The sequence below is a fragment of the Erythrobacter sp. NAP1 genome (genome assembly GCF_000152865.1).
Lineage (GTDB): Bacteria > Pseudomonadota > Alphaproteobacteria > Sphingomonadales > Sphingomonadaceae > Erythrobacter.
Genome location: NZ_CH672390.1, coordinates 1,969,132 through 1,994,027, shown reverse-complemented (window position 1 = coordinate 1,994,027; position 24,896 = coordinate 1,969,132). Strand labels below are relative to the sequence as shown.

General features: G+C 62.3%; 16 protein-coding genes. 7 read left to right on the top strand and 9 right to left on the bottom strand.

The window, feature by feature from the left end; all coding sequences use genetic code 11:
- The first annotated feature begins 164 nt into the window (after positions 1 to 164).
- Positions 165 to 1,772: an MFS transporter gene (locus NAP1_RS09460; RefSeq protein WP_007165061.1), complete on the top strand. Its 1,608-nt coding sequence runs from the start codon at positions 165 to 167 to the stop codon at positions 1,770 to 1,772.
- Entirely contained in the window at positions 1,772 to 3,151 is a 1,380-nt protein-coding gene (locus tag NAP1_RS09455; RefSeq protein WP_007165060.1) for an alpha-amylase family glycosyl hydrolase, read from the top strand. The genes NAP1_RS09460 and NAP1_RS09455 overlap by 1 nt, the downstream gene beginning before the upstream one ends.
- Here the strand turns inward: NAP1_RS09455 and NAP1_RS09450 are convergent.
- Positions 3,148 to 4,830: a CRTAC1 family protein gene (locus NAP1_RS09450; protein WP_007165059.1), complete on the bottom strand. Its 1,683-nt coding sequence runs from the start codon at positions 4,828 to 4,830 to the stop codon at positions 3,148 to 3,150. The genes NAP1_RS09455 and NAP1_RS09450 overlap by 4 nt on opposite strands.
- Positions 4,831 to 5,008: 178 nt before the next feature.
- On the opposite strand from NAP1_RS09450, the gene NAP1_RS09445 reads away from it, so the two are divergent.
- On the top strand, positions 5,009 to 7,081 hold the full coding sequence (locus NAP1_RS09445) for a glycoside hydrolase family 97 protein (protein ID WP_007165058.1): 2,073 nt from the start codon (positions 5,009 to 5,011) through the stop codon (positions 7,079 to 7,081).
- Between the two features lie 8 nt (positions 7,082 to 7,089).
- On the opposite strand, the gene NAP1_RS09440 is transcribed toward NAP1_RS09445, so the two are convergent.
- Both NAP1_RS09440 and NAP1_RS09435 read right to left on the bottom strand, forming a co-directional pair.
- The gene (locus NAP1_RS09440) at positions 7,090 to 7,902 is read right to left on the bottom strand and encodes an alpha/beta hydrolase (RefSeq protein WP_241761205.1); all 813 of its coding nucleotides are present in this window, start codon (positions 7,900 to 7,902) and stop codon (positions 7,090 to 7,092) included.
- Positions 7,903 to 8,027: 125 nt separating this feature from the next.
- Positions 8,028 to 11,243, bottom strand: a complete 3,216-nt coding sequence (locus NAP1_RS09435) for a bifunctional cytochrome P450/NADPH--P450 reductase (RefSeq protein WP_007165056.1) — start codon at positions 11,241 to 11,243, stop codon at positions 8,028 to 8,030.
- A 29-nt stretch (positions 11,244 to 11,272) separates the two neighbouring features.
- Here NAP1_RS09435 and NAP1_RS09430 point away from each other — a divergent pair, with 29 nt between their 5' ends.
- Positions 11,273 to 12,496, top strand: coding sequence for an acyl-CoA dehydrogenase family protein (locus tag NAP1_RS09430; protein ID WP_206740588.1), 1,224 nt, complete (start codon positions 11,273 to 11,275; stop codon positions 12,494 to 12,496).
- A complete protein-coding gene (locus tag NAP1_RS09425; RefSeq protein ID WP_007165054.1) occupies positions 12,496 to 13,518 on the top strand; it encodes an acyl-CoA dehydrogenase family protein in 1,023 nt (340 codons plus the stop codon). The genes NAP1_RS09430 and NAP1_RS09425 overlap by 1 nt, the downstream gene beginning before the upstream one ends.
- Here NAP1_RS09425 and NAP1_RS09420 read toward each other — a convergent pair.
- The gene (locus NAP1_RS09420; RefSeq protein ID WP_007165053.1) at positions 13,515 to 15,041 is read right to left on the bottom strand and encodes a DASS family sodium-coupled anion symporter; all 1,527 of its coding nucleotides are present in this window, start codon (positions 15,039 to 15,041) and stop codon (positions 13,515 to 13,517) included. The two genes, NAP1_RS09425 and NAP1_RS09420, sit on opposite strands and share 4 nt — an antisense overlap.
- Positions 15,038 to 16,180 (bottom strand): acyl-CoA dehydrogenase family protein, encoded by a 1,143-nt coding sequence (locus NAP1_RS09415; RefSeq protein ID WP_007165052.1) that lies wholly within the window; start codon positions 16,178 to 16,180, stop codon positions 15,038 to 15,040. Before NAP1_RS09415 ends, NAP1_RS09420 begins: the two co-directional genes overlap by 4 nt.
- 233 nt (positions 16,181 to 16,413) lie before the next feature.
- Here NAP1_RS09415 and NAP1_RS09410 point away from each other — a divergent pair, with 233 nt between their 5' ends.
- Positions 16,414 to 17,610 carry an acyl-CoA dehydrogenase family protein gene (locus tag NAP1_RS09410; RefSeq protein ID WP_007165051.1) on the top strand — a complete coding sequence of 399 codons (1,197 nt, stop codon included), beginning with the start codon at positions 16,414 to 16,416 and terminating at the stop codon, positions 17,608 to 17,610.
- Between the two features lie 30 nt (positions 17,611 to 17,640).
- On the top strand, positions 17,641 to 18,774 hold the full coding sequence (locus NAP1_RS09405) for an acyl-CoA dehydrogenase family protein (RefSeq protein WP_007165050.1): 1,134 nt from the start codon (positions 17,641 to 17,643) through the stop codon (positions 18,772 to 18,774).
- Between the two features lie 75 nt (positions 18,775 to 18,849).
- Here NAP1_RS09405 and NAP1_RS09400 read toward each other — a convergent pair whose 3' ends face one another.
- The 4 genes from NAP1_RS09400 to NAP1_RS09385 are packed head-to-tail and all read right to left on the bottom strand — an operon-like array spanning position 18,850 to position 24,888.
- A complete protein-coding gene (locus tag NAP1_RS09400) occupies positions 18,850 to 21,636 on the bottom strand; it encodes a DUF3857 domain-containing protein (RefSeq protein ID WP_007165049.1) in 2,787 nt (928 codons plus the stop codon).
- Between the two features lie 44 nt (positions 21,637 to 21,680).
- Positions 21,681 to 22,901 carry a two-component regulator propeller domain-containing protein gene (locus tag NAP1_RS09395; protein WP_007165048.1) on the bottom strand — a complete coding sequence of 407 codons (1,221 nt, stop codon included), beginning with the start codon at positions 22,899 to 22,901 and terminating at the stop codon, positions 21,681 to 21,683.
- Between the two features lie 19 nt (positions 22,902 to 22,920).
- On the bottom strand, positions 22,921 to 24,042 hold the full coding sequence (locus tag NAP1_RS09390; protein WP_040464381.1) for a histidinol-phosphate transaminase: 1,122 nt from the start codon (positions 24,040 to 24,042) through the stop codon (positions 22,921 to 22,923).
- 24 nt (positions 24,043 to 24,066) lie between these two features.
- The gene (locus NAP1_RS09385) at positions 24,067 to 24,888 is read right to left on the bottom strand and encodes a sulfite exporter TauE/SafE family protein (protein ID WP_371170579.1); all 822 of its coding nucleotides are present in this window, start codon (positions 24,886 to 24,888) and stop codon (positions 24,067 to 24,069) included.
- Positions 24,889 to 24,896: the final 8 nt, after the last annotated feature.

Here is a 24,896-nt window from a genome sequence, read left to right as displayed (position 1 = left end):
TGCCCTAACGGCGACTTTCCTCACATCTTCGCCAAAGATTCTTGCAAATTTTTGCATAAGCGCCACACTGCGCGTTCGAAGGTTGGTATATGCAATGTTCCAACCGGGAGGCGCAAAGGCACCGTGTGCTAAGCATGGGCGGGCGCAGGAGAGGGATACTAGCGATGAATCAGGCAGCGGCCACCGGCTCTGCACGCAAGCCGGCAATGAATGCAGGCCAGATTTGGAACATGAGCTTTGGCTTCCTGGGTATCCAGATCGGCTTCGACCTTCAGAACGGCAATGTCAGCCGCATCTTCCAGACGCTCGGCGCGGAGGTGAACGAGCTGGCGATCCTGTGGATTGCAGCGCCGATGACCGGGCTGATCGTGCAGCCGGTCATCGGGCACCTTTCCGACAACACCTGGGGCCGGTTCGGGCGTCGTCGCCCCTACTTCCTCGTCGGCGCGTTGCTGGCGACGCTGGCCTTGTTCATCATGCCCAACTCGCCAACGCTCTGGATTGCGGCGGGGATGCTGTGGATCATGGACGCCTCGCTCAACATCACGATGGAGCCATTCCGCGCCTTTGTCGGCGACAACCTGCCCGACCGCCAGCGAACGCGTGGCTATGCGATGCAGAGTTTCTTCATCGGTGTGGGCGCGGTGATCGCGGGCGCGCTGCCTTGGGTGATGACCAACTGGATGGGGCTGAGCAACGTCGCGCCGGAAGGGCAAATTCCCGAGACGGTGCAGTGGGCATTTTATATCGGCGGCGCGGCGCTGTTTGCGGCCGTCTGCTGGACAGTTTTCAAGACCAACGAATACAGCCCCGAACAACTCGCTGGGTTCGAGGCTGCGCGGCATATGGCTCTGGGCGTCACGCCGCGCGATGCCTCAACCACCCGCCGCAGCGCCGCGAAGTTTCAGCGCGGAGGCCTCCTCTGGATCATCATCGGCATCGCATTCGCCGCTCTCGTGATGGCAGCACGCACCGACCCGCGCCCGGCATGGCTCGGCGATCTCGAGATCGCGCAGGAGCTTTACGTGCTTGCCGGCCTGATTGCGGCGTTCGGCGTGATCCAGTTCATCGCATCCTTCCTTCGCAAGAGCGGGCGCGACGACAACGGCTTCATGGAAGTCGTGAACGACCTGTTCGCCATGCCAAAGACTATGCGCCAACTGGCGGTCGTACAGTTCTTCAGCTGGTTCGCGATGTTCTCGATGTGGATTTACGGAACGCCCGCGGTTGCCGAGTACCACTTCGCCTCGCCCGATCCGGTGACTCAAGGATATCAGGACGCGGCCGACTGGTGGAGCCTGCTTGGCTCGGTACGTAACGGAATTGCCGCCGCAGCCGCGCTCGGCTTCATCATCATCGCTGCCAAGATGGATCGCTGCCGCCTGCATGCTCTCAACCTTACAATCGGCGCAGTGGGTTTTGCCTCGATGCTGCTGATCCGCGACCCGGGGCTGTTGTGGCTTCCGATGGTCGCTGTCGGGATCGCCTGGGCCTCGATCGTGTCGCTGCCTTACGCGATCCTTGCAGGGTCGGTTCCGGCGAAGAAGATGGGCATCTACATGGGCATCTTTAACATCTTCATCGTCGTGCCGCAGCTGATCGCCGCGACGCTGCTCGGCTTCCTGCTGACGACGTTCTTCGATGGCGCACCGATCTACGCGATGATGATTTCGGCGGTCTCCTTCGCGCTCGCAGCGGTCGCCACATTCTTCGTTACCGACGGGACTAGCGCGATCCTTGAGCGGCAGGCTCAGCTGAAGGAGGCATCGTGATGCTGCGTATCGGATTGACGCTGACCGCCGCGCTGGTGCTGACTGCTTGCGATGCAGCAATAGGGTCGGAAACGGCGACTTCTTACGAGCCGCAGCCTTACGTTCAGGTCGAGGCGCCCGAATGGGCGGCGGACGCAGTCATCTACCAGATGAACACGCGCCAGTTCACCGAGGAAGGGACTTTCACCGCCGCCCAAGAGCACCTGCCACGCCTCGCCGAGATGGGCGTCGATATCGTCTGGCTGATGCCGATCCATCCGATTGGCGAGGAGAAGCGCAAGGGCGGGATGGGAAGCCCCTACTCGGTTCTCGACTATCGCGCGGTCAATCCGGACCTTGGCACAGAACAAGAATTCCGCGCCTTCGTCGATGCCGCGCACGAACAAGGCCTCAAGGTCATTCTCGACTGGGTTGCGAACCATTCGGCTTGGGATAATCCGCTCACCCAGAGCAATCCCGAATGGTACACTCGCACGCCCGAAGGCGAGATGATGCCGCCCGAAGGGACCGACTGGTCCGACGTCGTCGACTTCGACTTCTCGAACCCCGGCCTTCGCGAATACATGACCGGAAGCCTTGCCTATTGGGTGCGCGAGTTCGGCGTCGACGGATACCGCGCCGATGTCGCTGGCTATGTACCGACCGACTTCTGGGAGACCGCCCGCGCTGAGCTCGACGCGATCAAGCCGGTTTTCATGCTCGCGGAATGGGAAACCCGCGACCTGCACCGTAGCGCCTTCGATGCGACCTACGCCTGGGGCTGGAAGGAGGTCATGCAGGATATCGCCAAGGGCGAGGCTGATGCCAATGCCATGCGCGGCTATTTCGCAGGCCAGAAGGTCACCTGGCCGCATGCCGCGATGCGCATGACCTACACCGACAACCACGACCAGAATTCGTGGGACGGCGTTGCCTCGGAAATCTACGGCCCGGCTTACGAGACCGCAATCGCGCTCAGCTTCACTTCGCACGGCATCCCGCTGATATACAACGGCCAGGAAGCCGATCTCGACCGCCAGCTCGCCTTTTTCGAGAAGGACGAGATCGAGTGGAAGGTCGGCGAATATGACCCGCTTTTCCGCCAACTGATTGCGCTCAAGACAGAGGAACGCGCTTTGTGGAATGGCGCGAGCGGTGCGCCTATGATCGACATTCCGACCAGCGTCGACGAAGATGTCTTCGCTTTCGTCAGGGGCGAGGGTGATGCCCGCGTCTTCGGCGTCTTCAACCTCTCCCCGCGCGAGCACACCGTGACATTCGACTTCGCCCGGCATCACGGCAGCTTCGCCAACGCGCTGTCAGGCGAGGGTAGCGAATTCGGAGCTGATACGGCGTTGACCCTCGGCGCTTGGGATTACCGGATTTACACCGCCAACTAGGGCTGTTCGATCACCAGCGTTTGGCCTGCTGAAACATTCGGCTCGATCGTCTCTGTCCCATCGGGCCAGATGATGCGCAGGCCGCCGCTCGTATTCGGGCCCATGCCGAAGATCTGGTCGGTCGAATTGTGCGAAATGAAGTTGCTGTTCACCGAGACCATGCGGGTCTGAACAGTATCGGCAATCGTCAGTTGCACGATCGCTCCCACGGCGAAGGTGTTGGGAGCACGCCCGCGCAGCCGCACTTTTACCGAGTTGGCGTTCGCCAGCTGGTTCTCCCAGTAGTACGCAGCGCCGGTCGGCTCCGCGGTCAGCAGCAGCGCATCGACGTCGCCGTCATTGTCGAAATCGTCGCACACGACGCCGCGCCCTTGGTCGGTTTCGGCAATCGCAGATCCTTCCGCCGCATCGGCGAAGGTTCCGTCTCCTCCATTCATCCAGAGGCGAGTGACGTCGTTGACGTAAAGCGAGGCGGACGGATCCTTGCCCGCTTCCCAGCCATTGGTCTGGTAGATGTCGAGCCAGCCATCGGCGTTGAAATCGGCAAAGCAAGAGCCCCAGCCCCATCCGCCCGGCTCAACGCCAGAGGCGGAGTTGCGCAGGAAGCTTCCACCACCAAGATTCTCGAACAGGCGGTTGCCGTTGATCGAGGAGACGAACCAGTCGAAGTCCCCATCATTGTCGAAGTCGCCGATCGCAGCGCCCATGCCGTTTTCATCGTCGGGCGTGAAGGTGGAGGCGCTGAACGTCCCGTTGCCGTTGTTGAGCAGCACCTTCGACCCGCGAAAGTCCGACACCATCAGGATGTCGAGGTCACGGTCGCCATCGATATCGGCAAATCCGGGGGCGAAGGTGTAGTCGAAATTCGCCCCGAGCACCCCTTGCGGCAAGTCAAAGGCAAGCAGGTTTGCAATGCCTGTGGTCGCGCTCACCGGAGTAAAGGCAAAGGCGCCCGGCTGGCTGTCATTGCGCCACAAAGTCTCAGTCTCGCCCGGTATCGCCGGATCGCGCGGCGTGCCCCAATGCGCCATCAGAACATCGAGATCGCCATCAGCGTCATAGTCGCCAAGTGCCATCGAGATCGTCTGGTCGGCCTGTGCACGATCAAAGCCCGATGCCGCGGTCACGTCGGTAAAGCGCCCGGTGCCATCGTTGGCGAAGAGCTTCATCGGACCGCCTTCGAGCCCTCCCAGTAGCAAGTCGAGATCGCCGTCACCATCAAGGTCGCCAAAGGTTGGCCCGCTGTGCCTGCCATTGGTGGAAGGGCCGATGGTGAAGTCGAGGCCAGCCACCCCGGCGCTTTCGATGAAGGAGCCGCCCTGGTTCACGTAAAGCAGGTTTGGTTGCAGGTCGCCGCGCGCGACGAACACGTCGATATCTCCGTCATTGTCGATATCGCCCGCTGCCGCTCCGCCCGCGAACTGCGCGACCATCGGGTTGAGGCCCTCGGAAAAGCCAAACGAATGGTCGATCCCTGCCAAAGCGGTACTGTTTGCGAATGTCGTAATCGGCCCCGCTGGCAGAGTCGCGCTCGCGATCGAAGGGGTAGGGGTCGGCGTACCTCCGCCACCGGTCGGCCCGGCGCTGTTCCCGCTTGACGAACCGCCTCCGCCGCAAGCTGCAAGCCCCGCCGTCAAGGCAAGAACGCTGGCGAACGCAAATGCGTGCCGGTAAACCATCTCTATCCCTCTCCCCATTGAGCGATACTTCGCCGCCCATTGCAAAATTTTGCATAAAAATGATTTGCAGGGAAGGGGGAATTCCATGTTATTGTCGCTTTAGAGAGGCAATGAATTGCAAAAATTTGCAAAAGCTCGCGAAGCGGGCAGATCAAGCCTTGCCAGGGAGAGGTCGATAATGCGTTTGGGGATCAAACTTGCCGCTATTGCGGGGCTCGCTTTCGGGGCGGCCATGCCTGCCAGTGCGGAGACGCTGACGGTCGCGTCGCCCGATGGTCGAATCACCGTCAGCATCAGCGACGACGGCGGTCATGCGAGCTATCGCATCACACATGACGGCGAACAGGCTGTCGACACTTCGCGTCTTGGCCTGCTTTTCGAAGACCATCATGGGTTTGAAGACGATCTGACCATCATTGCTTCGGTCCGCGCTTCGCAGGATGAAACCTGGGAGCAACCGTGGGGAGAGCGCCGCTACGTGCGCGACCATCACAACGAACTGGCCGTGACCTTTGGCGCATCAGAAGGACCGGAACGCTCGATGGTCGTCCGCTTCCGCGTCTTCGATACCGGCGTTGGGTTTCGCTACGAATTGCCTGAGCAGGAGGCGCTTTCAGGCGATATCCGCATCACCGACGAGCTGACACAGTTCTCGATTGGCCCGGACGCTGACACTTGGTGGACGCCGAGCCGCCAGTTCAACCGCTACGAATACATTTACCGCAAGGGCAAGGCAGCGATCGTCGATGATGCGCATACTCCTGTGACCTTCCGTCAGCCCGATGGGCTGCACATCTCTATCCACGAGGCCGCGCTGGTCGATTACTCGGCCATGTCGCTGCTCGCGCTTCGCCCCGGCAGCTTCGAGGCCGCGTTGCGTGCAGGCTCTGACGGGATCAAGGTCCATACCAAGGCGCCTTTCAAGTCGCCCTGGCGCACAATCCAAATCGCGCCCGATGCCGCGGGCCTCATTAACTCCGACATCATTCTCAACCTCAACGAGCCCAACAAGCTCGGCGATGTCTCATGGGTGGAGCCGGGCAAGTATATCGGCATCTGGTGGGCGATGCATATTCGCGAGCGCACCTGGGGCAATGACGGCATTCACGGCGCGAACAACGAAGACGTGATGCGCTACATCGACTTTGCGGCCGAGCATGGCTTCAACGGCGTGCTGGTCGAAGGCTGGAACATCGGCTGGGACGGCGACTGGTTCAACAACGGCGAGCTATTCGACTTCACGCAGGCCTATCCCGATTTCGACCTGCCGATGCTGGCTGACTACGCCGCCGACAAGGGCGTGCGCATCATCGGCCACCACGAAACCAGCGGCAATGTCGCCAATTACGAAGCGCAGATGGAAGACGCCTTCGCGCTCTATGCCGAAAACGGCGTGCGCGAGGTGAAAACCGGCTACGTCGCCGATGCGGGCGATATCGTGCGCTACGACGAGAACGGCGTGAAGCAGTATGAGTGGCACGACAGCCAGTTCATGGTGGGCCACCATCTGCGCGCGGTCGAAGCGGCGGCTCGTCACCAGATTTCGATCAACGCGCACGAGCCGGTGAAGGATACCGGGCTGCGCCGCACATATCCCAACTGGATGACCCGCGAAGGCGCGCGCGGGATGGAGTTCAACGCATGGGGCAGCCCGCCTAATCCGACCGATCACATCTCGATTCTCGCCTATACGCGGATGCTGTCCGGTCCGATGGACTACACGCCGGGCATCTTTGACCTGCGTCCAAACGAGCGGCCTCCGGTGCGCGAGGACATGCAGCGCGGCGATGCTTCGAACCGTCCGCAGACCACGCTGGCGAAGCAGCTTGCGCTCTACGTGGTGCTCTATTCGCCGCTCCAGATGGCAGCAGACCTGCCTGAGAATTACGAGGCGAACATGGGCGCCTTCCAGTTCATCAAGGACGTCGAGGCCGACTGGGAAGAGAGCGTCGCGATTGCTGGTGAAGTGGGCGAATATGTCGCGATCGCTCGTAAGGGCCGTGCAGGCGGCGAGTGGTTCCTCGGCGCGGTCACCGATGAGGACGAGCGCGAACTGACGCTGCCACTCGACTTCCTCGAGGACGGCAAGAGCTACACCGCGCAGGTCTATCGCGATGGCGAGGGCGCGCATTGGGACACCAACCCCTACGCACTCGTGATCGAAGAGATCGAAGTCACCGGCGGCGGCACGATGGATGCGAAACTCGCGTCATCGGGCGGGCTCGCCGTGCGCTTCGTGGAACGCGACTGAGCCGCTCGCTAACCGAGCACCCAGTCGTAGATTTCGGGAAGCCGCGCTGCCCAGGCGTTCTCCTCATGCTCCGCGCCTGGGTAGACGCGGCTTTCCCACTCACTCCCTCGCTCCCAGCCTGAGCCTTGCATCAGAGTGTCGATGGCGCGCTGATAAGGTGGGTAGAAGGCATCGAGCGTGGCAGTCCCGTGGTCGAACCAAAGCCGCCGCCCGTCCGTTTCGCCCAGCTGCGTGGTGAGCAAATTCTGCCAGATGTCGAGAACTTCGGGATCGGTCGCATCGACGCTTTGCGGTGCGATGGCGGGCCAGTGGGTGCTGACACAGCCAGCGCGTCCGAAGATCGCAGGGTATTCGAGAAAAGCGTAGAGGCTGATGAGTCCGCCCATGCTGGAGCCGACGATCGCGGTGTCGTCGCGCGCGGTTAGGGTGCGGAAGGAACGGTTTACCCACGGCCTGAGCGTGCCGGCGATCCAGTCGATATACTCGCGGCTGACGATCGGCTTGCCATTCCCGAACTGGTCCATCTTGGCGCGCAGGACCGGTCCAGCTGCATCATAGGCGGACCTGGGCATGTATTGGCGATAGCGATCCTCGCCCGGTGACCAGATGCCGATGATGATCCAGGGGTCTTCGCCGTGCGCGTCGGCATGGTTCAGCATCGCGCGGTCGGCAGCCCACACCTTGTTGAAGTTCGACAGCGCCGGATCGAACAGGTTCTGCGCGTCGTGCATGTAGAGCACGCGGAATCGCCCTGTTCCCGCGTCGTAATCGGGAGGCAGCCAGATGGTGAGCCGCTGATCGGGCAGGCCGAGTGCCGCCACGTTGCTGTATTCGATGAACCTGCCGGGCGCGGTTTGAGCATGCAAAGCTGCGGGGAGCGCCGCCAGCGCCCCCGCACCGGCAATCGCCTTCAGCGTTGTGCGTCTATTCGTACCTGACGTGTGGCTCACCCGACCCACACGTCGAGCGAATAACGTTCGTTCGTAATCAGATCGCCGACCCAGCTTTGCGCCTCAGCAGGGGTGGAGCCGGTCTTATCGCTGTGGATCTTGGCGAGAGCCGCTCGCACATCGGGCTCCATGCGCGCCCCGTCTCCACAGACATAGATACGGCCACCAGCCTCCAGCATTTCCCAGATCGCGTCGGCGTCGTCGGCGATGTGGTCTTGGACGTAGCACTTGCCTTCATCGACGCGAGAGAAGGCGGTGCGCAGTGTCACGATGCCGCGTTTGTCATAGTCCTCCAGCTCGTCGCGATAGAGGAAGTCCTCATCCGGAGTGCGGCACCCGAAATAGAGCCGGGCCGGTCCGAGTTCCTCGCCCGAACTAGCGAGTGCGTCGCGCTCCTGCAGGAAGCCGCGGAACGGCGCAAGGCCTGTGCCCGGTCCGACCATGATTAGAGGTACCTTGGGATCATCGGGCAAACGGAAGTTCGCAGTCGGCTCGCGCACCACGGCGTTGAACGACGCGCCGGGTTCAAGCTCGGCAAGGTAATTCGAGCAGGTGCCCTTGAACGTGCCCTTGCCCGAAAGCGCCGGTCCTTTGACCACGCCAACCGTGATCGAACAGGTCTGCGGCGTGTCTCCGGGGGCGGACGAAATCGAATAATAGCGCGGCGACAGGAACGGGATCATTTCGAGGAAAACCGCCAGCGGCAGGTCGCAGGCGGGGTAATCCTCAAGCAGGTCGAGCACCGATTTGCGCTTCGCCAGAACATCGGTCGCGTATTGGTCCGTGCCGTCTTCTTGAGGCGGCTGGGCAAGCTTTTCGAGAGCGGGCTTCGAATTTGGGCACTCGGTGTAAAGCGCAAGGGTGGCAATGTCCTTGCGGGTTGCGACCGCCTGCAATTCGCCCGCCGTCTTGGCGAGGTTGTAGACAGAGAAGGTGCTTCCACTCGGGAAGGGCCCGCGCATTTCACTGCGCGATTCGATCCGAACGTAAGTATCGGCATCAAGATTGAAGCGGCGCAGCAGCCGTTCGACCACAGCATCGTCATTCTCGGGTACGACGCAAAGGTGATCGCCCGGCTGGTAGGTTTCGCCTTGCGCCAGTTCGACCTCGATATGCCGGGTCGAGCGCCCTTCGCCAATGTCGGTGTTCTTCAATTCGCGATTGGCGACCATCTTGACGGCATGCGCTCCGACGCGCGAGGCGACCGTGTTGGCGGTGACGCTTTGGGTGACTTCAACCTTGTAGAGCGGCTCTGCGATCCCGGCAGCCTCGCCCGAAAGGTCGAGGTCGAAATGCTCGCCCAGCTGCGGCATCAGCGCGTCGAGCCATGTGTGGAACTGCGTGTCGACATCGCTGCGCGCGTCGAGTTCGGTAGTGGGGACGATCCGCTTCGCGCCAAGCTCTTCCATTCGCGCATCGATCAGGCGCGGTACAGCCTGAAAGGTCGCCGCCCAGTCGGAATTGCCGCAACCAAGCATCATGTAGGAAACGCCCGAAAGGTCAGGCGCAGCGCCGTCCTTGCCCTCGATCCAGTCGATGAATTTCGCGGCGTTGTCGGGCGGCATGCCATTGTAGGACGCGCATGCAATCGCGACCGCACCATCCTCGGGCAGTTTGCCGACATAGTCGTCGAGCGGAGCCATCTCGACCTCAAAGCCGCTGAACTCGCCCTTCTGCGCGACCTCTCGTGCGAAGCTCTCGCTTGATCCCAGGTTCGATCCGTAAAGGACCAGCAGCGGCGTGTCGTGCTTGGGAACCTTGGGTTCGGCGGGTTCGGTTGATGCCTCTTCCGCATCTTCGGTCGCTTTGCCGCCGCGCTCCACGTCCTTGCGCATCCGCGCCTTGATCGTGAACTCGTCGGGCTTGATCGAGAGCGTTTCCTTGATGTCGAGCTTGTAGTCCGAATGGTCGAACAGCTCGAACCGCTGGAGTATCATCGCGAGGACAAGAATCGATTCCTGGATCGCGAACTGCCGTCCGATGCAAGCGCGCTGTCCGTTGCCGAACGGCTTGTAGGCATGCGGCGGCCGCGCGGCCTCGGCCTCGGCAGTGAAGTTCTCCGGATCGAAGACCTCCGGGTTCTCGCCCCACACCGATTTGTCGCGGTGGAGCGAAGGGATCAGGACGGTCGTGAACGTGCCCTTGGGGATCAGGTATTTGCCGCCCAGCACCTCGTCCTCGAATGGAGCGAGGCCGAAAGCGGGCGCGGTCGGCCACAGGCGCAGGGCCTCGAACAGGATCGCACGAATGTAAGGCAGCTGGCCGATCTGCTTGAGGCTTGGCGGCTGGTCGATGTTGCGGCCGAGCACCGTGTCGACCTCGGCATAAGCGCGGGTCAGAACGTCGCGGTTCTTGAGCAGGTAGTAGAGCGTGAACGACAACAGGCCCGAAGTCGTCTCGTGGCCTGCGATCAGGAAGGTGTTGATCTGGTAACGGATGTTCTCATCCGACAGCCGCTCTCCTGTCAGCGGATCGCGGCCCGACAGCATGAAATCGAGCAGGTCTTCCGGCCCATCGCCACCGCTGCGCTGGCGTTCGCGAATGATCTCATCGACGAGATTGTTCATGTATTTCGCATCGCGGTGAAGCTGTTTGACGGCGTCGCCCTTGAGCAGCTTTTCGCCTGGAATGCCGCGGATCTTCTGGGTCGTTTCCAGCGTACGGGTGAGCGCGCGGATGAAGGGGTGGAAGTCCTCGCGGTAGAACGAATTGAACCGATATCCGAAGCCGCAGACCCCGATTGTATCGAGCGTCAGGCGGATCATGTCCTTGGGCACGTCGATGACATCGTCCGAATTCATCCGCTCCCACTTCATGACCAGCTGCGTCGCGATATCGGTCATCATCGGCAGATAGCTGCCCATCGCCTTCTGGCTGAAGGAAGGGAGCAGGATGTTGTGCGCTTTTGACCAGTTGGGCGCATCAGTGTCTCCGGTGAAGAGGCCGTCGCCGCCGATCAGTCGCAAGCGCTTGAGCGGCCCGCGCACCGACTTGTCGAAGCGCTTCTCGTCGCACACTTCAGCGACCAGATCCGCGCCCGAAATGATCACGATCGGCGTGCCCATCATGTCGAGTTGAAAGATCGGGCCGTACTCTTCCGCAAGCTCCATAAGCGACTGGATCTGCTGACTTGCATCCACCGTCAGAGCGTTGCCGATCAGCGGCTTGCCGGGAGGTTGCGGGATCGGTGTTAGCGTCGCGTTCGTGGCCATGGTTCGATGTCTGCCAGACAATTGCGAGAGTGAAAAGCCGCGATGGCATTCGCTCTGCCATCCGCACTGGACGCGCAGTCGCTTGCCGATTACGCCTGCGCCTGATGTTCCAGTTCCCCCGTTTCGCTTTCGACGCTGAGGCCGACGAGCTACGCTCACAGGTGCGCACCTTCCTCGAGGCCGAGCGCGCGTCGGGTGGCTTCGTGCCGCAGGCCGATTGCTGGGTCTCGGCAGCGGACCCGGAATTCAGTCGCAAGCTTGGCTCAAATGGCTGGCTCGGCATGACGTGGCCGAAGGAATATGGCGGGCATGCGCGGCCCATGGCGCACCGCTTCGTCGTGACCGAGGAATTGCTCGCAGCGGGCGCGCCGGTTGCCGCGCACTGGATCGCGGACCGCCAGACCGGCAGCCATATCCTGCAATACGGCAGCGAAGAGCAGAAGCACGATATCCTGCCCCGCATCGCTGCGGGCGAGTGCTTTACCGCCATCGGGATGAGCGAGCCGCAGGCGGGATCGGACCTCGCAGCGATCAAGACAGCGGCGAGGCGCACGGATACAGGCTGGGTGCTGTCGGGTCGCAAGATCTGGTCGACCGGGGCCCATTTTTCGCATTACATGATCGTGCTCGCGCGCACGTCGCCTGCCGAGGGGCGCAACCGGCAGGTGGGCCTGTCGCAATTCCTGGTCGACCTCTCGCTTCCCGGCGTCGACATTTCAGGCATCCGCGATCTTGGCGGGACGCCTCACTTTAACGAGACGCTGTTCGAGGATGTCGAACTGCCTGCGGACGCCCTGCTCGGGATCGAAGGCAATGGCTGGGCGCAGTGCATGGGCGAGCTTGCGCTCGAGCGTTCGGGGCCGGAGCGATTTCTGACCTCGCTGATCGTGCTCGAAACCGCGATGCCGGTGATCGCCCGTCATGCCGATGATCGCCGAGCTGGCGAGATCGGGTCGATCCTTGCGAATCTGCGCGTGCTGCGGCGTATGTCGCTCGGTGTGGCGGAGTTGCTTGAGCGCGGGGAATCGCCTGCGACTCTTGCCGCCGTGGTCAAGGAGATGGGCAATCGTTTGGAGAACGACGTTGTCGCAAAGCTTCGAGGCGTGCTGGCGGGCATCCCAAAGGCAGAGTGGCCGGATGAACTCGGGACGCTGTTGAGAGACGCGGTGCTGCATCTGCCGTCCAACACCTTGCGCGGTGGGACGACCGAGATCCTGCGTGGCATCATAGCCCGCGAAATGGGAATGCGGTGATGGCTGGCGGGATGGAAGCAGGCGACCTGCAGATGATCGGCGAGGGGCTGGAGCGTATCCTTGCCGATGCGCCGCTCGAAGCCATCGACCATGCGGGCGGGGTCGGTGAAGACATGAACGCCCTGTGGCAAACGCTTTACGAGAATGGCTACCCGCTCCTTTGCGCGAACGAGGAGCATGGCGGAATGGGCGGTTCGCTCGGCGATGCCGCGTTCGTTGCGAGCATCACCGCGCGTCACGCGCTTGCGGCTCCTTTGGCTGATACGGTGCTCGCAATCGGTATCCTGTCGGCTTGTGGGATCGAGCCTGCGGTGTATCGCATCGCGATTTCCGATCCGCTCAATGAAGGCGCGCCGCTGGCTCATTCGACGCAGAGCGATGCAGTTCTGGTCTTCAAGGATGGGCGCTTGAGGTTGGAGCCTCATTCGCCCGGCCAGGTGGAGCCCTTGAAAGGCGCGGAGGACGGTGCGGCGCCGCGCGGCTCGCGGATTGAGGCGATGGAGGACATCGCTGCGCCGAATTGGCTGACGGCAGAGGCTTTCCATGCACTCGCCGCGCTTGTCCGGTCGGCGCAGATGGCGGGGGCGATGCAGGCGGTGCTCGACCTGACGCTGACCTATACGAGCGAGCGCGAGCAGTTCGGCAGGCCCTTGTCGAAGTTTCAGGCGATCCAGCATCACCTCTCCGACATCGCCTGCGAAACCGCTGCTTCCATCGCGGCGGTCGAGATCGCGAGCGATGCGCTGGCGGCTGATCCGCATTGCGGCGCGCGCACGATCGAGGAAATCGCGATTGCCAAGATCCGCTGCGGCCAGGCGGCGGCACGGGTCGCTGCGGGCGCACATCAGGCGCATGGTGCGATGGGCTTCACCCGCGAATACAAGCTGGGCCGTTACACCCGCCGCCTGTGGCAATGGCAGGACGAATTCGGCTCGGAAAGCGAGTGGGCGATCCGGCTTGGCCATGCTGTGCTGGCTGAGGATGAGCCTGCGCTCTGGCCCCGGATCAGCGCGCCGCTCTAGCTGAAGACCAGCCCCATCGCTGTGCCGCCGAGCCAATAGACAAAGCCGGTGATGAGCGCGATGCCGATCAGGTTTAGCACCACGCCGCCGCGCGCCATCTCCCCGATGGTAACGGCGCCGGTGCCGAAAACGATGGCATTGGGCGGCGTGCCGACCGGCAGCATGAACGCGCAGGTCGCGGCGAGCGCTGCGGGCACGAGCAGCCCCATCGGCTCCATCCCGACACCAAGCGCCACGCCTCCCAGAACGGGAATCAGCGTGGCCGATGTTGCTGTGTTGCTGGTGAGTTCGGTCAGGAACAGCACGATGGCCGTGACACTTGCGATCAGCAGGATCGCGGGAAGGGTGGTGAGCCCGGCGACTTGAGTTCCGAACCAGGAATCGAGCCCGGTTCCCGCGACCGCTCCGGCAAGGCTCAGTCCCCCGCCGAACAGCAGCAGCACGCCCCATGGCAGGCCCTCTTCCGCGTCCTTCCAGTTGAGCACCATCTCGCCCGGACGGCTTGCAGGCAGCAGGAACAGGGCTACGCCCGCGCCGATAGCGATGACTGCATCGTCAAGGACGCCAAGCACTGCGAGCATGCCTTCGGACAGCGGCAATTGTTCGAGCAAGGCGGGTACGATCCACAGGAAGGCAGCGCTTGCAAACACCCACGCCACGCGCCGCTCGCCCGCATTCATCGAGCCCAGTTCCTCAACCTCGCGATCAATCAACTCTTTGCCGCCCGGTATCTCAGCAAGGTCGAAGCGGTAGAGAAACCGCGTCATCACGAACCAGCCGATGGCGATGAAGCTGACCGACAGCGGCAGGCCGAGCATCATCCACTCGGCAAACCCGATGGTGATGTCGAGCTGCTCGCGTGCATAACCTGCGATAAAGGCGTTGGGCGTGCTGCCGGTGAGCGTCGCGAGACCGCCCATGCTCGACGACCATGCGATGGAGAGCACCAGACACACGCCAAAGGTCGCGATGTTGGCGTCTGCCTCGGCGTCTCCGCCTCCTGCGACCGCAGCGTTGGCGCTGACCAGCGACAGCACCGAGATCGCGATTGGCACCATCATCAGCGTCGTCGCAGTATTAGACACCCACATCGAGAGGAACGCCGTCGCGATCATCATGCCGAGCACAATGCGGGTCGGTGAGACGCCTACGCGTTTGACTGTGAGCAAGGCAATGCGTCGGTGCAGTCCCCATTTCTGCATCGCAATCGCGATCAGAAATCCGCCGAGGAACAGGAATACGATCGGGTTCGCATAAGCGCTGGTCGTTTCGCGCACGGTCCTTTCTGTCAGAGCAGGGACAAGTACGATGGGAAGCAGCGATGTGACCGCAAGCGGTGCGGCTTCGGAAATCCACCAGACCGCCATCAGCGTAGCGATGGCGGCGACAAAGCGAGCATCGCCCGACATTTCCGCCGAACCGAGCAGCGCGTAGACCAAAGCGGCAAGCGCAATGCCGAGCGCGCGATATGTCCAAAGCAGTGAGGCTGGTCTTGCCCTGTTCGTCGCGTCGGGAAGGCTCACGAACCCGCCTGTCGCGAGAGGATTTGCAGCATGACCTCGTCAGCCCCGCCGCCAATCGAGCCCAACCGGCTATCGCGATAGGAGCGCGCGACAGGCGAGTCCCACATGTAACCCATGCCGCCCCAGTACTGCAGGCAGGCATCGGAGACCTCGCGGCTCAGTCGCCCGGCCTTCAGCTTCACCATAGTCGCAAGCCGCGTCACGTCCTCACCCGCTATGTGCAGTTCCGCCGCGCGGTAGGTAAGGCTGCGCAACAATTCGACCTCGGTCTCCAGCTCCGCAAGTCGGAAAGCGACCGACTGGAAATCGATCACGCTCTGACCGAAAAGCTTACGACCCGCCGCATATTCGCGCGTCGCGGCGATCAGGTTCTCCATGCTGCGAAGCCCCGCCGCGCCTGCCCACAACCGTTCGATCTGGAACTGCGACATTTGGTAGGCGAAACCTTTGCCTTCCTCGCCGATGAGGTTCGCCTGAGGCACGCGCACGTCCTCGAAAAACACCTGCGTCGTGTCGGAGGAATGCATGCCCAGCTTCTTGAAACGCGGCGCGGTCGAGATGCCGGGCGTATCCATCGGCACGCAGATCAGCGACTTGTTGTGGTGCACGCCGCCTTCGGGATCGGTGATCGCGAGCAGGCACATCCAGTCGGCCTGTGTGCCGTTGGTGGTCCACATCTTGGTGCCGTTGATGATGTAATCATCGCCATCCTTGCGCGCCGTGGTGCGGATGCCCGAGACGTCCGACCCCGCGCTGGGCTCTGACACGCCAAGGCAAGCGACATAATCGCCGCTGATCGAGGGGCGCAGGAACCGCTCGCGCACATCGTCATTGCCGAAACGGGCAAGGGCAGGCGTTGCCATGTCGGTCTGCACCCCGATCGCCATCGGCAGGGCGCCGCAATTGATCGTGCCGACCGTCTCGGCAAAGACGAGGCCGTAGGAATAGTCGAGCCCTGCGCCGCCAAACTCCTCGGGCATGTTGATGCCGAGGAACCCGGCATCGCCCATCTTCTTGAACAACTCCTTGGCAGGGAAGATGCCTTCATCCTCCCACGCATCGACATGCGGATTGATTTCGCGCTCGATAAACGATTCGAGCGAGGCCTTGAGAGCCTCGTGCTGCTCGGTGAATTGCATGGCTGATCCTGTCCCAAGTGTGCGTTTTGACCAGTCCTAATCAGCCCCAGCCCATGCAGCAACGCCCAGCGGCGGGAAGTGGAAAACACGGGCATCCCGCCGTGACGTTACGTCAGGTGGCGCTCTTGCGCACTTAAGCACTCGATACGGGTTCAAAAACGAAACTTATCCTTTAAGTGCTGCGTAGCTCGTGGCACATTGAACCGCAGAAAGTTTGAAGAGAGAGCACAGCTATGAACCTCGAATTCACCCCCGAAGAAGTGGCGTTCCGCGAAGAGGTCCGCGCCTTCATCGAAGAGAACCACCCCAAGCATCTCGAAGGCATGGGCAATCGCGAGGACATGTCGCCCGAAGACATGACCGCGTGGCACAAGATCCTCGGCAAGAAGGGCTGGTCTGCGCCCGCATGGCCGGTCGAATATGGCGGCACCGGCTGGACCGCGACGCAGCGCTACATCTGGTCCGAAGAGAACGCGCGCGTCGGCACCTTCATGCCGCTGCCGTTCGGCGTCTCGATGGTCGGCCCGGTGATCTACACCTTCGGCAATGACGAGCAGAAGCAGCGCCACCTTCCCGGCATCCTGTCGGGCGATGTGTGGTGGTGTCAGGGCTATTCCGAGCCGGGCGCAGGGTCTGACCTCGCCAGCCTCAAGACCACTGCCGTGCGCGATGGCGACCATTACGTCATCAACGGCCAGAAGACCTGGACGACGCTTGCTCAGCACGCCGACTGGGGCTTTTTCCTGTGCCGCACCGATCCCGATGCCGCCAAGCCGCAGGAGGGCATCTCCTTCATCCTGATCGACATGAAAACGCCCGGCGTTGAGGTAAAGCCGATCAAGCTCATCGACGGCGGTTACGAGGTCAACGAGACCTGGCTCACCGATGTGCGCGTGCCGGTCGAGAACCTCGTGGGTCAGGAAAACATGGGCTGGACCTATGCGAAGTTCCTGCTCGCCCACGAACGTTCGGGCATCGCAGGCGTTGCACGCTCCAAGCGCGGCGTTGAGAAGCTGCGCGAAATTGCCGGCAGCGAAACGCTCGACGGCAAGCCGCTGATGAGCGACTTCGATTTTGCTCGCAAGGTCAGCCAGCTTGAGATTGACCTCGCCGCGCTCGAAATCACCGAACTGCGCACTCTTGCAGGCGAGCAGGCGGGCAAGGGACCGGGGCCGGAAAGCTCGATCCTCAAGATCAAGGGTACCGAAATTCAGCAGCGCCTGACCGAACTCACGCTCGAAGCGGTCGGGTCGTACGGAACGCCGATGTATGGTTCGATCGCGGATGCGAGCTCGAACCAGTACCCGATCGGGCCTGATTACGCGCAGCACTCGGCTGCGACCTATTTCAACATGCGCAAGACATCGATCTACGGCGGATCGAACGAAATCCAGCGCAACATCATCACGAAAATGATCCTCGGCCTTTAAGGGACCGAGCGACACCAGAGAGGAACACACGTGGATTTCAATTTCACAGAAGAACAGGACATGGTGCGCGATGGCTTGTCGCGCCTTGTCCGCGAGCAATATGGCTCGGAAACCCGCCGCGAAGTGATCGCGAGCGAGGCCGGATGGCGTCCCGAAATCTGGGCGCAGCTGGCAGAGCTTGGCATCCTTGGCATGCCGTTCAGCGAAGAAGATGGCGGCTTTGGCGGCGGTTCGATCGACGCGATGGTCGTGATGGAAGAGTTCGGCAAAGGCCTCGTGGTCGAGCCGTTCGTCCCGACCGTCGTATGCGCAGGCGGTTTCCTGAAGCACGCTGGTACGGCGGCGCAGAAGGAAGAACATATTGGCGGCATCGTCGATGGCAGCCGGGTCTTCGCCTTCGCTTATGCCGAGCCGAAGGGCCGGTATGATTATGCCGACCTCGAGACCACCGCGAAGAAGGACGGCGACGCCTATGTTCTCAACGGCCACAAGGCGGTCGTAATTGGCGCACCTTGGGCGAGCCACCTGATCGTTACAGCGCGCACGAGCGGTGATCGCCGCGACAGCGAGGGCGTGTCGGTGTTCGTCGTCGACAAGAGCGCCGACGGCGTCGTCACCCGCGATTATGCGACCGTTGATGGACGCCGCGCTTCGGAAGTCTATTTCGAGAATGCGCAGGTGCCTGCCGACGCCCTGATTGGTGAAGAGGGGGGCGCCCTTCCGCTGATCGAACGCGTCACCGACGAAGCCATCGCAGCGCAATGCGCCGAAGCATGCGGCGCGATGAAGGTCGCGAACGAAATCACGCTCGAATATTCGAAGCAGCGCAAGCAGTTCGGCGTGCCAATCGGCAAGTTCCAGGTGCTCCAGCACCGCATGGTCGACATGTACACCGAGTATGAAAGCTCGGTCTCAATGACCTATCTTGCGACCCTGCGCCTCGACGCTGAAGAGCGTGAGCGCAAGCTTGCCGTGTCAGCGGCGAAGGTTCGCGTGGGCCAGGCGGCGCATCATGTCGGGCAGGAATCGATCCAGATCCACGGCGGCAACGGCATGACCGACGAATATGCGATCGGGCACTATTTCAAGCGCCTGACGATCTTCGACAACGAGTTCGGCAATATCGACCACCACATGAAGCGGCACGTCGCGCTGTCTTCTTAAAATCGGTCGCGACTGATATCATGGCGGGCGGCTACCGAGATGTGGCCGCCCGTTTGCTTTAGAAGTCGAGGCCCCCTAGAAATCCAGTCCCCACGCGCGGTAGGTCTGCTCAATGGCCGGAGTCATCGCCAGCGCAAGCTCGATCTCGCGGCGACCCTCCGCCTCCTCGCCCTGACGGACCTTGATGATCCCGCGAAGCAGGCGTGATGCGGTCAGGCCCGGCTGTGAGAGAAGCGCTGCATCGACATCGGCCAGAGCCGCATCGAGGTTGCCCATTCGCAAGTGAGCCAGCGCGCGGCTGTCGAGCGCGGCGGCGGAATAGTCGCTCTTTTCGACCGCATCGATGCAGGACTGCATCCGCTCATCGTTGAGCACGTTCCAGATGCTCGCATTCCAGCACACCGAATTGAGCAGCGTGCCATCGCCCGGACGGCGGCGCACTTGTGCGGCGAGCAGGTCCAGCCCTTCCTCGACCGATCCCGCCCAGCCAAGCGCGGTCGCCATCAGGTTCGCCTCATCAACCGGATCTTCGGCGAAGCTTGCAAAGTCCTCGGCTAGCGCAAGCGCTTCTTCGGTCTCTCCGAGCAGCGCGAGCACCTCTACCTGGTTCTCGTAGGTCGCGCCGTCGGGCTTGAGGTCTTCTGCGAGCTGCAGGTCGGCAAGCGAACCCTCAAGATCGCCCAATTGCCGGCGAAGCGACGCGCGGCGCAGGTAAAGGTCGCGCGAAGCTTCGATTTCGATCGCGGCCTCGACGTCTTCGAGCGCGCCTGCATGATCGTAGACTCCGGCGCGGAAGGCCGCGCGGTTGAGGTATGGATTGCCTTCATCCTCGTCGGCTTCTGCGATGGCCTGCGCGTAGAAGGCCTCGTGCGCTTCGAGCAGCGCGCGATCCTCGCCAAAATACTCCCACAATTCGCGCACGCCGCCAGAGGTCTGCACCACTGGCAAGGCTCGGTCGAAACGAGCAAGAGCGCGGCGGGCGACCGGGATGTCTTCGGCAGGCAATTCTTCGGTTACGCTTCGCATGGACTGCGACAGGATGAAGCGGTCGCCTTCGAGCTTGGCCATCGAGGACAACTCGACCCCGCCGATTGTTTGCGAGGATTCCTCGCTGCCTTCGAGCTCGAAATCGGGACCGGTCGATGGGAGCTTCATCTCCAGCTCGGAAGCGAAGTAGATCGGGCCGTTGAGCTTAAGGGGAATGTCGCGCCATGCCGCCCGTGCGCGGTCGGTGTTGAAACCGACCGCTTTTGCAGCCTGAGCGGGGGCGACGAGCTTGTATTCAATATCGTCGCGCCGCCATGGCGTCGTTCGAGCGCCGCGAGCGCTGACGCGGGCGACACCGGTTTCAACGTCGTAGGAGATCTCGTGATCGACCAATTGCGCTGGGCCGACGACGCCGGAAACTGCACGGTAGACCGCGCCTTCGCGCATCTCCTCGTCGCCTTGCTCCGCCACCGAGCGCCACTGCGCGCCGGCCGTACCGCGAAACTCGATTTCGACGTTGAAAAGCGCAGGCAGGCGCACGCCGGATGAATGGTCAACTTCAAGCCGCACCAGCCGGTCGGGCGTCGCCTTCGCGCGTTCATCCAGTTTGAGGAGTTCGGCGCCCTCATCGCGCAAGGGAAGGGCATAGAAGAAGCGTGGGACCGCATCAATCGTGTCGATCCGCGTGCCCGAGGATGTGCCGTCGAGCCAGTAGTTCACCCCGTCGATTTCCGCGCGCACGATCATGTGATCGAAATTGCCCGGCATGGGGGCGAGCTCTGGGACAGAATCGCCGCCCTGGCTCTTGACCAGAACGACCTCGGATGTGACGCCAAGCTCGCGCAGCATGGCGAGCAGCAGCACCGATTTCGCCTTGCAGTCGCCGAAACGGTTTTCCCATGTCTCTTCGGGCGACTGGGGCAAGTAATTGCCGCCATCGAGGCCGTTCAGGAGGTAGCTGATATCGTCCTGCACCAGCTTCACAGCCATCGCGGCGCGGGTGAGTGGATCATCGCTCGCCTCGGCGATGCGCGCGACCTCCCCGGCCAGATCGCCTCCCGGCTCGATGCTGCCCTCGACCTTGTAATGCTTGGCCATGTTGGAGGAGACAGCCTGCCAATCGGCATAGGTCGAGACCTGCATCAGCTCGCCAATGCGGAAGCGCGAGGGTGCATCGCCTGGAGTGGGGTCGACCTCGCTTACCGGAATGTCGACCGACCAGACATTGTAGCCATCGACAAGCTGAGGCTCGCCCACCTCGGCGTCGCCTTTGCGCAGGCGTGCAACGGCCAAGTCTTCGGGCCAGGAAACGCTGATCCGGCCACTTCCAAGAGGGAAGGGATCGGCGATGATGCCCGATTGCCATTGCACGTTATCGCCCATGGCCTGGTCGCTGGTGGTGACCGAATAGGCGAGGCGGATGATATCGCCCAACCGCGCGCCCGGCACGTTCATCGTCGCTGTCAGCGCACCGTTCAACAGCCGCGATTCAAGCCCCTGTTCGCGGCGAAGCACTTCGAACCGCGTCTCACCTTCGAGCAGGTCGATCACCTCGTCGTCGCGGATGATTTGGACCGCGTGAACGATGAGGTCGCCCTTGTCCGGAAGCCAGTTGGCGGAAAGCGTACCGAACTGGGTCAGGGCTTGAGGGGAATCGACGGCAACGGCGGTGTCGCTATAGCGCCAGAGCTGCCCGCTCTCGATCCGGGCCTGCTGGTCGAGAAGCAGGATCGGCGTACCTTCCTCGCGCGCTTCTGCGTCGATCTCGCGCACATCGACCCAATCGGGCCGATCGTCATACAGAACTTCATCACCGGCCAAGGCAGGCTGTGCCACGAGCGCTGTCGTGGCGAGGAGCGACCCCAAGTAACGCATTGAATTATAGTCCCCGTTTGAATCCCGTCAGGCTTACGTAAAGCCTAGTCCTCGGCTCCTTGCAAGACGAAGCGCTGGACGCGGCGTCCGGTATTTACCTCGCTTGTGTAAACGTTGCCCTCGCTGTCGACGTCGACGCTGTGGAGCCAGATGAACTGGCCCGGATAACGGCCATTGCGTCCGAACCAGCCGACGACATTGTGCGTGTCGCGCAGCAGGATCCAGACCCGCCCGTTCATCATGTCGGCGACGTAGACGTAGGTGCCGTCCGGGCTGAACGCGACGTCGCTCGCGGTGCGCGTTCCTCCCGTGCCGTCGGCGATGACGACATCGCGGACAAACTCGGTACCGTCATCGGTTTCTCGAAAGACTTGCAGTCGATTGTTGCGGCGGTCGCAGACATAAACGGTGCCGTCAGGGCCACGCACCACGCAGTGGACGATATCGCCAAAGCTGCGGCTTTCCGGGTTCGCGCCACCATCGCCGGTGCTTGTCGCCTGGCTCTGGTCGAAGGGTTCGTCGCGCGTGCCGCCATCGGGGTCCTCGGCATAAGCGCCGTAGAGCTCGTCAAAGGCGAGGTCGCCGTGGTCGAAGGCGATGATGCGCTTGTTGATGTAGCCGTCGGCCACCAGCACGCTGTCACCATCGGCAGCGATATCAGCCGGGTTGCCGAGATATTCCTCGCTCGCATTGCCTTCAGTCGTCTGGCGTCGGCCGATCTGGCGGATGAACTCGCCATCGGCGGTGAAGTTCAGCACCACATGGTCGCCATTTCCGTTGCCGCCGATCCAGACGGTGCCGTCCTTGTCGACATAGAGGCCGTGCACGTTGGCGGGCCATTGCTCGTCGCCTTCCTCGACCGCGTTGCGCCCGCTGCCCGTGACCGTGCTTTCACCCGGCGCAAGCTCTGTGCCTCCCCAACTGCGCAGGAGATTGCCCTCCTGGTCAAACTGCAAAACATGCGGCGGAGCGGTGCAACAGGCCTGAGTGATCGGCGGATCAGTGTCGCGCCCGATTTCCGTGGGGCCGAGCGAATTGGGGCGGGTGAGCACCCAGATCGTGTCGTCCTCGGCAATCGAGAGGCCGGGTATCTGGCCAAGGATCATGTCATCGGGCAACTTTGGCCAGCTCGTGTCGACCTTGAAGGTGGGCATGGCGACGCTTTCGTCGACATGCTCGCTCTCTACATCGACCAGCGTGTCTGCCAGCGCAGGGCTCGCCAGACCGATCGCAGCGCCAAGCGCCGCCCATGCCGAAAACCGCATCAGGCTAATCCTCTTCTCTCTATGCTCTCATCCCATCGATAATCTCGGGCAGCGCGGATGCATAGCGCGAAACGTCCTCGAGCATGCCGGTGCTGACGCGTGAATACTGGGTCCACTTGCCGTAGGCGCCGCGGATAGAGATGCCGCGCTCAGCCATGGCAGCCCGCACGGCGTCGGCATCGGGCACCTTCACATAGACGAAGTTGGTTTGGGTCGGCAGCGCGGTGAGGCCCGCCTTTGCAACCGCATCCATGATCATCTCGCGCCCTTCAAGCACCATCGCACGTGAACGGTCGAGAAAGCCGTGATCGTTGTAGCAGGCGATGGCGGCGGCAACGCCAGAGATATTGCCGCCAAAGCTCATCAGGTGGCCGCGGATGCGCTGCGCGTTCTCTTCACTCGTGATCGCATAGCCAACGCGCATTCCTGCCATGCCGTAGATCTTCGAGAATGTGCGGCACACGATCACATCTTCGCCTGCGCGCACCAGATCGATCATCGTGTTGTCGTCGGGATTGTCGGTGAGCTCGTTATAGGCCTCGTCCACCAACAGCGTGGCTTTGCCTTTCACCTTGCTGGCAAAAGCGCGCAGGTCAGCTGCGGGGATCAGAACGCCGGTCGGGTTGTTGGGATTACAGATCTGGATCAGCGAGGTTTCATCACTCACTGCCGCTTCCATCGCATCGAGGTCGAGGTTCATGTCGGTGGCCAGAGGCACGCGCACCGATTGCACGCCCTGCCGTTCTCCATAGAGCAGCGTCGTATCCCAGAACAGTTCAGCGCCCAGCACCGAACCCTGCCGCCCCCATGCAAGCGCGATGGCGCACAGGATTTCGGTCGAGCCTGATCCGATCACCACCATCTGAGGAGAGACATTGTGCCGTTCTGCGATCATGTCGCGCAGGCGGCGCTGTCCGCGGTCTGCGTAATAGCAGCCCATCTGCGCGCTCTCGTTCACCGCGCGGATCGCCGAAGGGGCGGGGCCATAGGGGTTCTCATTGCGGCTCAACAGCGCCTGTCCGTGCATGGGTCCGAAATCGGGCTCGGCCATTGGGGACGTTGCGGTGGAGGCTACGGGAAGGGCGGAAAGCCCGGCTCCGATGGAGGCTCCTGCAAGGAATGTGCGGCGATTGGCGTGCATGATTGGTCCCCTTTTCAACTGGCACTAGAACTTGGCGATCATCGTTACTCCAACGACAATGAGGTAGATTCCGAAGACGCGGCGAAGCACCTGCGGCGCGAGATTGTGAGCGACCGCTACTCCGAGCGGCGCGAAAATGATCGAGGTGACGATGATGCCGAGCGCGGCTGGCAGATTGACGTAGCCCAGCGACCCCCACGGCAATCCCGTCTCTCCAAACCCGATGATCGCAAAGCCTATCGCGCCGGGGATTGCGATGATCGCGCCCATGCCCGCAGCGGTTCCGATTGCGCGGTGGATCGGCGCGCCGCACACGGTCATGGTGAGCGTTGTCAGGGTCCCTCCGCCTATCCCGAGCAGCGCCGAAAACGCGCCGAGCGTGCCCGCAATCCCTGCGCGGGGAATGCCTGCGGGCATGCCAGCAAACATTGGCTCGGCAGCGCGCGCAGGCAGCAGGAAATAGAAAGCGAAGCCAAGCACGCCCACGCCAAAGATCATCGCGAGCTGAGCGCCTGAAACGAAGTCGGCGATCCACGCGCCTGCGAACGTGCCCAGCACCACCCACAGGGCCCAGCCCTTGAGTAGATCGAAATCGACCGAGTCTCGCGCGGCGTGGCTCATGGTCGAGCGGACCGATGTGAAGATGATTGTTGCAAGCGAGGTTCCGACCGCGACATGCGCCGTTTGTTCGGCAGACACACCCATCAGCGGCAGCAGGAAGACGAGGGCTGGGACAACGACGAAGCCGCCCCCGATGCCGAACAATCCGCCCGCGAAGCCAGCAGCCGCCCCTGCCAAAAGCAGTGCGGCCCCTGTCAATGCGAGATCAGATATGTCGCCCACCAACTCGAACA

Bases quoted from the DNA above. Each gene is read 5' to 3' on its own strand.
- NAP1_RS09460 (WP_007165061.1), top strand. From the start codon at position 165: ATGAATCAGGCAGCGGCCACCGGCTCTGCACGCAAGCCGGCAATGAAT.
- NAP1_RS09455 (WP_007165060.1), top strand. From the start codon at position 1,772: ATGCTGCGTATCGGATTGACGCTGACCGCCGCGCTGGTGCTGACTGCT.
- NAP1_RS09450 (WP_007165059.1), bottom strand. From the start codon at position 4,830: ATGGTTTACCGGCACGCATTTGCGTTCGCCAGCGTTCTTGCCTTGACG.
- NAP1_RS09445 (WP_007165058.1), top strand. From the start codon at position 5,009: ATGCGTTTGGGGATCAAACTTGCCGCTATTGCGGGGCTCGCTTTCGGG.
- NAP1_RS09435 (WP_007165056.1), bottom strand. From the start codon at position 11,243: ATGGCCACGAACGCGACGCTAACACCGATCCCGCAACCTCCCGGCAAG.
- NAP1_RS09425 (WP_007165054.1), top strand. From the start codon at position 12,496: ATGGCTGGCGGGATGGAAGCAGGCGACCTGCAGATGATCGGCGAGGGG.
- NAP1_RS09415 (WP_007165052.1), bottom strand. From the start codon at position 16,180: ATGCAATTCACCGAGCAGCACGAGGCTCTCAAGGCCTCGCTCGAATCG.
- NAP1_RS09410 (WP_007165051.1), top strand. From the start codon at position 16,414: ATGAACCTCGAATTCACCCCCGAAGAAGTGGCGTTCCGCGAAGAGGTC.
- NAP1_RS09400 (WP_007165049.1), bottom strand. From the start codon at position 21,636: ATGCGTTACTTGGGGTCGCTCCTCGCCACGACAGCGCTCGTGGCACAG.
- NAP1_RS09395 (WP_007165048.1), bottom strand. From the start codon at position 22,901: ATGCGGTTTTCGGCATGGGCGGCGCTTGGCGCTGCGATCGGTCTGGCG.
- NAP1_RS09390 (WP_040464381.1), bottom strand. From the start codon at position 24,042: ATGCACGCCAATCGCCGCACATTCCTTGCAGGAGCCTCCATCGGAGCC.